This window comes from Paraburkholderia sp. RL17-381-BIF-C (assembly GCF_046026435.1).
Classification (GTDB): Bacteria; Pseudomonadota; Gammaproteobacteria; order Burkholderiales; family Burkholderiaceae; genus Paraburkholderia.
The window spans coordinates 19,329-31,332 of record NZ_JARESX010000077.1 but is presented as its reverse complement, the minus strand read 5'-3'; the positions used below and the strand labels follow the sequence as shown (position 1 = coordinate 31,332).

The window sequence follows — 12,004 nt, the reverse complement described above, 5'->3', positions numbered from 1 at the left end:
AGAGAAAACGAATTGTATAGAGATGTTCTCAATACGTCAAACAAACGCGCGAATTATTTCGCGCTCGCGAAACGACTCACAGATCCTGGACCGTCGCGCCTTCCACCTTGCCGTCGATGATATCCGCGCCGTACTGGCTCGCGCTGCGCTTGGCCACACCAAAATCGGAAAACGTGGACGGCCGCACGAGACGAAACACGCGGCTCGCCGTCGAGCCACTAATCGCGCCGGGCCGGCAAACGCGTACCGCGACGTCGTAACCTTCGGCATGACGCTTGTGGCCGTCGAACTTGTCGAACGTCCGCGAAAATACCAACGGGTGCACTTCGAAGTCCTTATAAAGAGCCGGATAAAGTTCAGCCATGATGCCTCCCCCGATGCGCAAGAATGCGAGTGTGTGTGATCCCACTATACGCCGCAGCGGGACGGCACCGCCCTTTTATTTTCGTTGCCGCGCCAGGGCCATTTTCACCACCCCCTCTTCCGCGCGATAAGATGCGGGACTATCGGAATCACGCAAGCTTGTGAGAATGTCATGAAAATCGCCACCTGGAACGTCAACTCCCTCAAAGTCCGCCAGCAGCATGTGATCGACTGGCTCGAAACCAGCGGCACCGACGTGTTGTGCCTTCAGGAACTGAAGTTGCCGGACGAAAAATTTCCCCGCGCCGAACTCGCGGAGAAAGGTTACCGGAGCTGGTTTGCCGGTCAGAAGACTTACAACGGCGTCGGCATTCTGGTGCGCGACGGCCTGACGGTCGACGAAGACAGCGTCGTGCGCAATATTCCCGGGTTCGAGGATCCGCAGCAACGCGTAATTGCAGCGACCATTGAAGGCACGCGCGTTATCTCCGCCTACTTCCCGAACGGCCAGGCGCCGGGCACCGACAAGTTCGCCTACAAGCTGCACTGGCTCGCCGCGCTGCACGACTGGATCGCGAGCGAGATGGCATTGCATCCGAAGCTGGCGCTGCTCGGCGACTACAACATCGCGCCGGAAGATCGCGACGTGCACGATCCGAAAGCGTGGGAGGGCCAGAATCTGGTGTCACCCGAAGAGCGCGCGGAGTTCGTGCGCCTGATCGAACTTGGCCTCGTCGACGCATTCCGCCAGTTCGAGCAGCCGGAGAAGCTCTACTCGTGGTGGGACTACCGGATGATGGCGTTTCGCCGTAACGCCGGGTTGCGCATCGATCACATTCTGCTTTCGAAGGCGCTGGCTGAAGTGTGCTCGTCATGCGACATCGACAAGGTGCCTCGCAAGTGGGATCAGCCGTCGGACCACGCGCCGGTTGTCGCGCAACTCGGCTGACGCTCGCCTGGCCGACTGACTGGACCTCACGCGCCCGCATGGCGCTCAGGTGGCACCCAGGTGGCACGCCGCTCGCCGTCACCCAGGCACGACCACAAGAACTCGAGGACAAGAGCGTCCTGCTCCGCCATTTGCAGCCCGTCCGCGGCTGCGTGGCCGCCCTGCGTGTCCTCGAAGTACCAGACCTGCACGGCGCCGAGCGCCTGCATTCGTGCGGCCATCTTGCGGGCATGGCCGGGGTGCACGCGGTCGTCGTCGGTGGATGTCATGAACAGCACGGGCGGGTACTGCAGGTCAGCCGACACCCGATGGTAAGGCGAATACGCGGCGAGCACGCTCGCGTCCTCAGGAACATCCGGATCGCCGTATTCTTCGAGCCATGATGCCCCTGCGTGCAGAAGATGGTAGCGGCTCATGTCCAGCAGCGGCATCTGACTGACCACGGCACCGAACAACTCGGGCCGTTGCACCATGCACGCCGCCACCAGCAGGCCACCGTTGCTACCGCCCTGAATGCCCAGTTGCGCAGGCGTCGTCACCCCGGTGTCAATGAGCGCCTGCGCGACAGCGATGAAGTCGTCGAACGCGCGCTGCCGGTTGGGACCCACCGCCGCGGTATGCCAGGCAGGGCCGAACTCCCCGCCACCACGCGTATTCGCCACCACGTAGACACCGCCGGCCTCCAACCAACCGAGACCGACCCCGCTCATGTAGCCCGGCGTCAGCGAAATCGCGAAGCCGCCATACCCGTTCAGCAAACACGGCCGCGGTTGCTCTGTGCGCTCTCGCGGCCCGATCAGGGTGTAGGGCACCCGGGTGCCGTCCGCCGACACCGCGTGAGCGCGCGTCACCGCGAAAGGCGTGGCATCGAAACTGGCAGGGTATCGGTCAATCAATTGCCACTGCGAGAGATCATCCTGCGCGAGATCGACAATCCAGCAACCACCCGGCTGAAGATAGTCCTCCACACTGACATACGCCTCGTCGCCGATGGTCGACTCGATCGGCGAAACACCGACCTGCACGTTCTCCTGCAATGGAAACTCGCGCGATATCCACTCCCAGGACGCATCGCCCGACGACGGTCTTGCATGCCACAGAACCGTGCGCTGCTGCACGTCGTCGAGATATGAAACGATCAGCTGGTGCTGCGTGATCGAGTAGCCGCAGCCCGAAGTTGTCGGCGTGGGCACGAAGAGTGGCACGCAATCGCGCTCGCCGCGCAAGAATGCCGCCTCGCGAACGGCGAGCAATGTCCCGCCGGCATAGACCACCCCGCCACAATCCCAGGGAAGGCGCGGTTGAAGCAGCAGCCAGCCGGCCCACGCCTCGATTGCGACGTGCGTCGGCGCGTCGAAACGCTGCCACTCCTGCGAAGCGGAAAGATAGTAGGTCTCCGAATCAAATGAATCGACGGCGACGGACAGCGCGTGGCGCCGATCGACGTGATCGTAAAAGGCGCAAACCGAGACATCGTCGAATTCTGCGCGGAACACGACCGGTGCGTCCGTTATCGGTGTGTCGCGCGCCCAGCGCCGCACTTCGCGCGGGTAGCCGGAACGCGTCAGACTCGCGCCGCCGTTGTCCCAAGCAACATAGACAGTGTCACGGTCGATCCAGAAAATCGAATGCTTGCCTGGTCCGGGAAGCGCGAATCCATCGTCGACGAAACGCAGTGTTTCCAGATCGAACTCGCGCACGACGAGCGCATCCGACCCACCGGCCGAGAGGAAAATCAGCGCCCGGTCGCCATCCGGATCGAGGATCTTCTCGTCGACGCACACCCACGGCATCTGCTCTTCTTCGCAAAGCAGATCGAGATCGAGTAATGTCTGCCAGTCGGATTGGCCTGCACGCCAATTCGCCCATAAAGTGCGGCGCCAGATACCTCGGGGATTGTGTTCGTCCTGCCAGAGATCGTAAGCCCAATCCCGCCATCGCCCGGGGATGACCGGGCGATCGTCACGCAAGTAAATCGCGGCGAGCCGGTCTTTGGACGCGCCAAAGCGCGCCCCGCTCCCCCATTCCGCAAGCGTACGCGCGTTCTGCCGCTCCACCCAATCGAGCACCACCGGATCGTCGAGCGCTTCGAGTGCGAGGAAGGTGTCGGGCGAAAGAGGCCAGGAAAACGGCGTCGACATAACGGCTCCCGAAATAGAAAGGAGAACCGATTATGCCGCTCGCTCTACAGGTGAACTCGTTAAGGCGACATCGTGCCGCACCATGCGCGCCAAAGCGCCCATGGTGCCAGACATCAAGTTCAGAATAGATAGGATTACCGACCAGGCAATCCCTTTAAGGCTCGAGATTCAGTTCCTGAATCTTGCGAGTAATCGTATTGCGGCCGATGCCAAGACGCTCGGCCGCTTCCACCTTGCGGCCGCGCGTGAAGTCCAGCGCCTCGCGAATCACCGCTGCTTCGAACCGGCGCGCGAGTTCGTCCATGACGTCCGCCGCGTTCTCGCGCAACATGCGCGCGACTTCGGTGCGCAAGCCGCCTTCCCAGGCGCTGACAGGACTCGCAACCGGCAATCCGCCCGCCGCGGCCGGATGCACCACAGCGCTCGCGCCGTTGACCGGCGCGCCGCCGGCCAGGCTCGCCTCCCCCGCACCGATCGCGCCGCCACCGCCGGCCAGATCGGTCACGCCTGCTTGCGCGGGCCCGAGGTCGGGCGGCAAGTCCTTGATCTCGATGGTCTGCGCGGGCGCCATCACCGTCAGCCAGTTGGCGAGGTTCTCCAACTGACGCACGTTGCCCGGAAACGGCAGCGAAGCGAGATAGGCCAGCGCCTCTTCGGACACGCGCTTCGGCTCGACGCCGAGATCGCGCGCGCTCTTTTGCAGGAAGTGACGCGTGAGGAGCGGAATGTCTTCGCTACGTTCGCGCAAGGCCGGCAAACGCAAGCGGATCACATTGAGACGGTGATACAAGTCTTCCCGAAACAGACCCTGACGAACACGCGATTCGAGATTCTGGTGCGTCGCCGCGATCACGCGCACATTGGCGCGCAGCGGATTGTGGCCGCCGACGCGATAAAACTGCCCGTCCGACAGCACGCGCAACAACCGCGTCTGCAAATCGAACGGCATGTCGCCGATTTCGTCGAGAAAGAGCGTGCCGTTCTCAGCCTGCTCGAAGCGCCCCTGGCGCATCGCCTGCGCGCCGGTGAAAGCGCCCCGCTCATGACCGAACAATTCGGATTCCAACAGATCCTTTGGAATCGCCGCGGTGTTCAGCGCGATGAAGGGACCGTTCGCGCGTGGGCTATGTCGGTGCAACGCACGCGCGACCAGTTCCTTCCCGGTGCCTGATTCGCCGGTAATGAGCACGGTTGCAGCAGAATGGGACAGTCGGCCGATCGCGCGAAACATGTCCTGCATGGCCGGCGCCTGGCCGAGCATTTCCGGTGTTTCGGTGACGCGCTCGTCCCACGTCTGTTCGCCGCGCATGCTTTCGTCCACCGCGCGGCGAATCAGTTCGACCGCCTTGTCGACGTCGAAAGGTTTGGCGAGGTATTCGAACGCGCCGCCCTGGAATGCGGCGACCGCGCTATCCAGATCCGAGAATGCCGTCATGATGATGACGGGCAAGCCCGGCACCTTGTCACGGACGGTTTGCAGCAATTCGAGGCCGGAGCCGCCAGGCATCCGGATGTCGGATACCAGCACCTGCGGGCTGTCGTGATCGAGCGCGGCCGACGCTTCGCGCACGTTCGCGAAGCTGCGGGTCGCGAAGTTTTCGCGGGCCAGTGCTTTTTCGAGCACCCAGCGAATCGATTGATCGTCGTCTACTATCCAGATCGGCTTCATATGGGTCGGTCAGAAGTCTTGAGATACATATCGTGTTAGCAGTCGAGCGGCAGCAGAATCTGAAACTCGGTGTGGCCCGGGCGGCTATCCACTTCGATCAAACCGTCGTGCTGTTGCACGAATGTCTGCGCGAGCGTCAGTCCGAGACCGCTGCCGTCCTCGCGCCCCGACACGAGCGGATAGAAAATGCGGTCACGGATTTCTTCGGGAATGCCTGGGCCGTTGTCAGTAATACGCAAGTCCAATGCCAGCTTACATAAACGTTTCGACACGGTAATCTTGCGGGCCACGCGAGTGCGCAATTCGATCCGCGCATCGCCTTGCGAAATCCGTTCACGCAGCGCTTCGGCCGCGTTGCGCACGATGTTCAGGAGCGCCTGGATCAGTTGCTCCTTGTCGCCGCGCAGGTCCGGCACGCTCACGTCGTAATCGCGCTCGATGGTGAGGCCGCGCGGAAACTCCGCGAGAATCACCTGGCGCACGCGCTCGCACACCTCGTGAATATTCACGTCGCCGACGATATGCGGATGGCGGTGCGGTTCGAGCAAACGGTCGACCAGCGTTTGCAGCCGATCCGATTCCTTGATGATGACCTGCGTGTACTCGCGCAACTCATCGCGCTGACGCTCGCCGAGTTCGAACTCGAGCAGTTGCGCCGCGCCGCGAATCCCGCCGAGCGGATTCTTGATTTCGTGCGCGAGATTGCGGATCAGTTGCTTGTTGACCGCCGTGAGGTCGTTGATGCGCTCCTCACGGTCGGTGCGTAAATGCCGCTCGTTCTCGAACAGTTCGAGCAGCACATAGTCTTGCGCGCTTTCCAGAAAGCCGACGATCGCATGCACATGCAGCGGCTCGTGGCCCGGACGTTCGAGCACGGCGTCCAGATGCGTCGCGTGAAAACGGTGGGCGGCGATCGCGGAAATGGTCGCGACCAGTTCGTCGGCATTCGAAAAGATGTCCGGCCACGCCATCTGCGTGAGTTGCCGGCGCGAAAGATCCAGCATCGACTCCGCCGACGGATTCGCAAACGCGACGCGCAGCGTGCGCTTTTCGAGCACCAGCACGACCGTCGGCAGCGCCTCGAAGCCGGGCAGCAAACCGGAGCTGACGAGTTGAGCGTCGTCCGAGAGCGTCTGCTCGTGCCCTTTCCTTGCCTTGATCAGATTCTTTAGAACCATCTTGCAGTCTGGCCGATAGGAGATGGTGATAAATCAGGTAGTCCGCGTGTTGCCTTGCTCGATACCTCTACCACGCCCGTACGCCGCAAACGTTGTGCTCGGCCTAACAAAAAAGGGACGGCGCCGCCGTCCCTTCGTGACCGATCGCGAGCGTCGGGCAAAGCGCTTCGCCGTGTGAAGGGCGAAGCGCCATTGCCGCTTACAGCGAGTAGTACATTTCGAATTCGATCGGGTGCACCGACTGACGATAGCGTTGCAGCTCGCCCGTCTTCAGTTCGATGTACGCGTCGAGCATCGAATCCGTGAACACGCCACCGCGCGTCAGGAACTCGCGGTCGCCGTCCAGCGCGTCCAGAGCCTGGTCGAGGCCGGCGCACACGGTCGGGATCTTTGCATCCTCTTCCGGCGGCAGGTCGTACAGGTTCTTGTCGGCGGCTTCGCCCGGGTGAATCTTGTTCTGCACGCCGTCCAGACCCGCCATCATCAGCGCGGAGAAGCACAGGTACGGATTCGCCATCGGATCCGGGAAACGCGTTTCGATACGGCGGCCCTTCGGGTTCGACACGTGCGGAATGCGGATCGACGCCGAACGGTTGCGTGCCGAGTAAGCCAGCTTGACCGGTGCTTCGAAGTGCGGCACGAGGCGCTTGTACGAGTTCGTCGACGGGTTCGTGATCGCGTTCAGCGCGCGAGCATGCTTGATGATGCCGCCGATGTAGAACAGCGCGAATTCCGACAGACCTGCGTAACCGTTGCCTGCGAACAGGTTCGTGCCGTCTTTCCAGATCGACTGGTGAACGTGCATGCCCGAACCGTTGTCACCGACCACCGGCTTCGGCATGAACGTTGCCGTCTTGCCGTACGTGTGCGCGACGTTGTGGATGATGTACTTCATTTGCTGCAGCCAGTCAGCGCGTTGCACCAGCGTCGAGAACTTCGTGCCGATTTCGTTCTGGCCTTGGCCCGCGACTTCGTGGTGGTGCACTTCGACCGGAATGCCGATCTGTTCGAGCAGCAGACACATTTCCGAACGGATGTCCTGGAACGTGTCGACCGGAGCGACCGGGAAATAGCCGCCCTTCGTGCCCGGACGGTGGCCGGTGTTGCCGCCTTCGAAGTCCATTGACGACGACCACGGTGCTTCTTCCGAACCGATCTTGACGAACGTGCCCGACTGATCCGTGCCCCACTTGATCGAGTCGAAAATGAAGAATTCGGGTTCCGGACCGAAGAATGCCGTGTCGCCGAGGCCCGTGCTCTTCAGATACGCTTCAGCGCGCTTTGCCAGCGAGCGCGGGTCGCGCTCATAGCCCTTGCCGTCCGCCGGTTCGACGACGTCGCAGGTCAGCACGAGGGTCGATTCTTCGTAGAACGGGTCGATGAAGGCCGTGTTCGCGTCCGGGACCAGCAACATGTCCGATGCTTCGATGCCTTTCCAGCCGGCAATCGACGAACCGTCAAACGCATGGCCGCTTTCGAACTTGTCTTCATCGAATGCCGACACCGGCACCGAAACGTGTTGCTCTTTGCCGCGCGTGTCGGTGAAACGGAAGTCGACAAACTTGACGTCTTCGTCTTTGACGAGTTGAACGACGTCGGCCACGGATTTACTCATAACCTATCTCCTGATTAACGAATTCGGCGGATTCAGCCGCCGCCCAATCTAGCTGACCCGTCCCGGCACGTCCACCCCTCAATGCCTCAGGATGAATATAAAACTATGCTCGGACAAATCGATCGGCACCAATAAAGCAGCTTCTGTGCCATGTATGCGCCAACGCGGCGCAAAACCACACCCCACGCGCGTTTGCGGGGAATGGGCGCACCGCGCCACATGCAGCCCTAAAAACTTTGGACTCTGCGTCGCACCAAATACGTGCATTCGCCAAATCGGCAACATTCATCTTCTTTATTTTGGTGCATGCACGGAAATTTGCACCAAGTTCGCGCGCACCTCCCGTCGCGACGATCACGCCGTTCTGCGCCGTTCGAGCCATGCATGCGCGACCTTGCCGCGCGCTAGAATGATTATTTGGCCCGAAGGAGATTTGCGCTCATGAGCTCGCTCGAACAGTTGTACGCAGTCGCGGACAAGCGCCGCAACGAGAACCAGTTGCCGTACGCGGGCGCAGTGTCGCCGGCGGAAGCATTCGAACTGTTGCAGCTCGATCCGCGCGCCCGCCTCGTCGACGTGCGTACCCGCGCCGAACTCGATTGGGTCGGCCGGCCGGTTATCGGCGACGGACAATACGCGCACGTCGAATGGACACGTTATCCGGGCGCGGTGCCGAATCAGGAATTCCTCCAGCAATTGAATCAGGTGGCCACGCCCGATACGCCGGTGCTGTTCCTGTGCCGCAGCGCCGCGCGCTCCAAGCTCGCCGCGATTGCCGCCACGCAAGCCGGCTTCAACAAGGCGTACGACCTGCTGGAAGGCTTCGAAGGCGACAAGGACGGCCAAGGGCATCGTAAGACAGTGTCGGGCTGGTGCTTTCGCGGGTTGCCGTGGATCGGCGCATGAATGACGGGATGTCGCACCGCGATTGCGGCCTCGTTTTTGCCTGAAGTGTTCGCGCAGGTGTTGCCTGATCCCTGGCTGTTGCCGAGGTTGGTCGAGGCCGGCGCAATACCGCCTTGATGCGGGCTCGCCTGTGAGAACAGGCACATCGTCTGCGCCGAATGTGACAGGCCGATGATGCGCTCAAGCCGCGCTCGAATCGAAGACGCGCGCGGTGAAAAACGGGCGCCGCAGCGCCCGAACCCACCTGAAAAATGCCGCGCGGCTCAGGCGCGCGGTTTCGCCGCCGCAGCCGCCGCCTCGGGTTCGACGATATCGCCGCCCAGCAGGTGCACCCCCTCGCGCAGCTTGACGAACGCCGCCGCTACCGCCTCGGGCTCGCCCTTCACACCCAGATCGATGTGATGCCGCGCGTACACGCCGCCGCGTTCCGCATCGCCCACGCTCGGCAGGCTGAAGACGCGCACGCCCGGGAAATCGTGTTCGATCTTTTCCATCAGCGGCGTGAGGCGCGACTCCGGCAACTCGAACACCAGTAGCGACTTCTCCGCGTGCGGCATGGCGTGATGCAGATGCGCGTACTGCGTATCCAGCACCCATTCGATCATCGGCCACGCCATGACCGGAAAGCCCGGTACGAAGTGATGCTGGCGAATCGAAAAGCCCGGGATCTTGTTGTAGCCGTTCGGAATGATCGACGCGCCCTGCGGATAAGTGCCCATATTCAGACGATGCAGGTTCTCCGGCGACTGCAGATCGAGCGGCGCCGCCGAGTTAGCCGGATGCATGTCGCGGATGCGCTCCTGAATCAGCCTCGCGGCCTCCGGGTGCAGTTCGAGCGGCACACCGAGCGCGGCCGCCGCGCATTGGCGCGTGTGGTCGTCCGGCGTGGCACCGATGCCGCCCGTGGAGAACACGATATCGCCCGAAGCGAACGTGCGCCGCAGCGTCGCCGTGATGCGCTCGGGGTCGTCGCCGATGTATTCCGCCCAGCCGAGCGACAGCCCACGCGCGCCGAGCAATTCGATGACCTTCGGCAGATGCTTGTCGATACGCCTGCCGGACAGGATTTCATCGCCGATGATGATGACGCCAAATGCCATTGCCGCCTCTTTTGCTTAGTCAGTAATTGATCAGTAAGGAACCGGCGCCGCGTGCCGCACGCCGCCGTGCTCTTCCGCGCGCATGCGTTGCAGCGCGCGCAAACAGTAGTAGCCGAACCACAGCGCCGAGAAGACGAGGATGAACGCATAGATCCAGATCGTCACGGCCGTGATCACCGGGAACAGCACGATCAGCCAGACCGACGACGCCCACAGCAGCGTGGGCAGCGAACCCAGCAAACCGCTCGCAATGCCGATCAGCAGCAGCGGCAGGCGGAATCGCCGCACCAGCGCGCGACGCTCGTCGCGCGTGGCATGCAGCGCGAGCGCGTCGTAGGTCATCACACGATACGTGAGCCAGCCCCACAGCAGCGGCGGAATCAGCGCGAAGAACGGCGGCACGAGCCACAGCGGCAGCGTGACGATCAGCAGCACCAGACACACCAGCGTGGTCCATAACGCCTGAGCGAGGCTACCGTACCACGTTCCGCCGCGACGCATTTCCAGGCTGGGGAATTGGCGCGCGGACAGGAAGCGGATCACCGAGGGCATCGACAGCGTGGCGATCAGCAGCAGCACGGTGACGACGATCAGCGGAATCGCCATCGCGATCACGATAAACGGCGCGATCGCCGTGTGCAGCGCCGCAAAACCCAGCCAGTCGAACAGATGATAAAGCGTGAGCGTGAACGACCAGCCTTCGAGCCAGGTGCGGGTCGCGCCGATCAGCGTCTGCCAGGAAAACCACAGGATCACGCCCCACCCGACCGTTGCCGCGAGAAACGGCATGAAGGTCAGCCAGAGCATGCGCGGGTGGAGCGCGCTTGCGAGCGCGCGCCCGAACGAGCGCAACAGATCATTCATGCGAGCCAGTGCCGGTGAGCGAAACAGTGGAACAAAGAGAACCGCGCGACGAACCGGCCATGCGGCCCGCCGCTCGCCCCACGCAGGGACATCCCGTGGCTCGGCCCTCGAGGGGATTTACCGCGGGACGTGCGCAAACGTGAACAGGATAAACCACGTGACGCGCCGCCGGGGAAACCGGCGGCGTGGGAGGAGGCGCGCTCAAACGGCGGCGGCGTCGTTACTTTCGGTGCGGCGCTTCGGCGAAAGACGCCCGGCGATGCGCACAAAGGCGAGCCAGTGCTGCGCCCAGAAACCGTCGCCATAGCGGCGGCCTTCGAGCTGATCGCTGATGCCGGTCGGCTCCATCTCGCGGCTCCAGGACACGCTGCGAAACAGCATGTCCCACCACGGAAACAGCACGCCGAAGTTGCAACCGTATTTCAAGCCTTCGTGACCGTAGCCGATGGCATGGTGACGGCGATGGAAGGTCGGACTGACCAGCAGACGCTCGCCGAGCCAGCCGAAATACAGACGGATGTTCGCATGCTGGACGCTCTGCGCGAGATTCGTGATGGCCACCAGCACGACGAACTGCGACGGCGGCACGCCGATCACCAGCGCGATCACCGCGAAGAACGAGGCCTGCAGCAGACCGTCGAGCAGATGGTTACGGTCGTCGGACCACAGCGACATCTGCTGCTGGCTGTGGTGCACAGCGTGCAGTTCCCACCACACGCCGATCCGGTGTTCCCAACGGTGATACCAGTAACCGGCGAAGTCGAGCACCAGCAGATACATCACGAACGTGACGAGCGGCTGTGTGGTCACGCCCGGCCACAAATTGTCGAACTCGATATTCGAGATGTTGTGCAGCCGCAGCCACGCCTGCACGTTGTCGAAGAACGGCTGCAGCGCGAAGAAAAAGAACAGGTTGAGAATGCCGAGCTTGGCGATCCACGTGTAGATCACGTCGACGCGCACCGCCTTGCGGCTCTCCCACTGCTCCACCGGACGCAGCGCTTCGAGCGGGCGCAGGATCGCGTACATGGCCAGCACTTCGAAGACGCCCACGATCACCCAATACAGGCTGTCGTAAGTGTCTTCGTCGTAGTCCATCAGGTTGAAGCGGAACAGCAGCGGCTGCACCACGTCGACGTACAGCAACGTCTGCACGGCCGAGACGAAGCTGTCGAGAGAAGAAAAAATCAGATGGAACATGGTGCTGGCCTGTTACTTC

Annotated in this window: 10 protein-coding genes; 2 read left to right on the top strand and 8 right to left on the bottom strand. The window is 62.4% G+C overall.

What is annotated here, in order from left to right:
* Positions 1 to 76 precede the first annotated feature (76 nt).
* Positions 77 to 364, bottom strand: coding sequence for a hypothetical protein (locus P0D70_RS30780; RefSeq protein WP_091792866.1), 288 nt, complete (start codon positions 362 to 364; stop codon positions 77 to 79).
* Positions 365 to 535: 171 nt separating this feature from the next.
* Between P0D70_RS30780 and xth the strand changes: the two genes are divergently transcribed.
* Positions 536 to 1,312 (top strand): exodeoxyribonuclease III, encoded by a 777-nt coding sequence (xth, locus tag P0D70_RS30775; protein WP_408187251.1) that lies wholly within the window; start codon positions 536 to 538, stop codon positions 1,310 to 1,312.
* A 26-nt stretch (positions 1,313 to 1,338) separates the two neighbouring features.
* Here the strand turns inward: xth and P0D70_RS30770 are convergent, their stop codons facing one another.
* The 4 genes from P0D70_RS30770 to glnA form a co-directional block, all read right to left on the bottom strand.
* Positions 1,339 to 3,453: a prolyl oligopeptidase family serine peptidase gene (locus P0D70_RS30770; protein ID WP_408187250.1), complete on the bottom strand. Its 2,115-nt coding sequence runs from the start codon at positions 3,451 to 3,453 to the stop codon at positions 1,339 to 1,341.
* A gap of 154 nt (positions 3,454 to 3,607) precedes the next feature.
* Complete coding sequence (gene ntrC / locus P0D70_RS30765) at positions 3,608 to 5,122, bottom strand: nitrogen regulation protein NR(I) (RefSeq protein WP_408187249.1); 1,515 nt, start codon at positions 5,120 to 5,122, stop codon at positions 3,608 to 3,610.
* A 35-nt stretch (positions 5,123 to 5,157) separates the two neighbouring features.
* A complete protein-coding gene (glnL, locus tag P0D70_RS30760; protein ID WP_091792862.1) occupies positions 5,158 to 6,300 on the bottom strand; it encodes a nitrogen regulation protein NR(II) in 1,143 nt (380 codons plus the stop codon).
* Between the two features lie 199 nt (positions 6,301 to 6,499).
* Positions 6,500 to 7,915 (bottom strand): type I glutamate--ammonia ligase, encoded by a 1,416-nt coding sequence (gene glnA, locus P0D70_RS30755; protein ID WP_091792861.1) that lies wholly within the window; start codon positions 7,913 to 7,915, stop codon positions 6,500 to 6,502.
* Positions 7,916 to 8,356: 441 nt separating this feature from the next.
* Here glnA and P0D70_RS30750 point away from each other — a divergent pair, with 441 nt between their 5' ends.
* Positions 8,357 to 8,821, top strand: coding sequence for a rhodanese-like domain-containing protein (locus P0D70_RS30750; RefSeq protein WP_091792860.1), 465 nt, complete (start codon positions 8,357 to 8,359; stop codon positions 8,819 to 8,821).
* A 263-nt stretch (positions 8,822 to 9,084) separates the two neighbouring features.
* On the opposite strand, the gene P0D70_RS30745 is transcribed toward P0D70_RS30750, so the two are convergent.
* The 3 genes from P0D70_RS30745 to P0D70_RS30735 form a co-directional block, all read right to left on the bottom strand.
* Positions 9,085 to 9,921 (bottom strand): competence/damage-inducible protein A, encoded by an 837-nt coding sequence (locus tag P0D70_RS30745; RefSeq protein ID WP_408187248.1) that lies wholly within the window; start codon positions 9,919 to 9,921, stop codon positions 9,085 to 9,087.
* 30 nt (positions 9,922 to 9,951) lie between these two features.
* Positions 9,952 to 10,785: an EI24 domain-containing protein gene (locus tag P0D70_RS30740; protein ID WP_091792858.1), complete on the bottom strand. Its 834-nt coding sequence runs from the start codon at positions 10,783 to 10,785 to the stop codon at positions 9,952 to 9,954.
* Positions 10,786 to 10,986: 201 nt separating this feature from the next.
* On the bottom strand, positions 10,987 to 11,985 hold the full coding sequence (locus P0D70_RS30735; RefSeq protein WP_091792857.1) for a sterol desaturase family protein: 999 nt from the start codon (positions 11,983 to 11,985) through the stop codon (positions 10,987 to 10,989).
* Positions 11,986 to 12,004 lie beyond the last annotated feature (19 nt).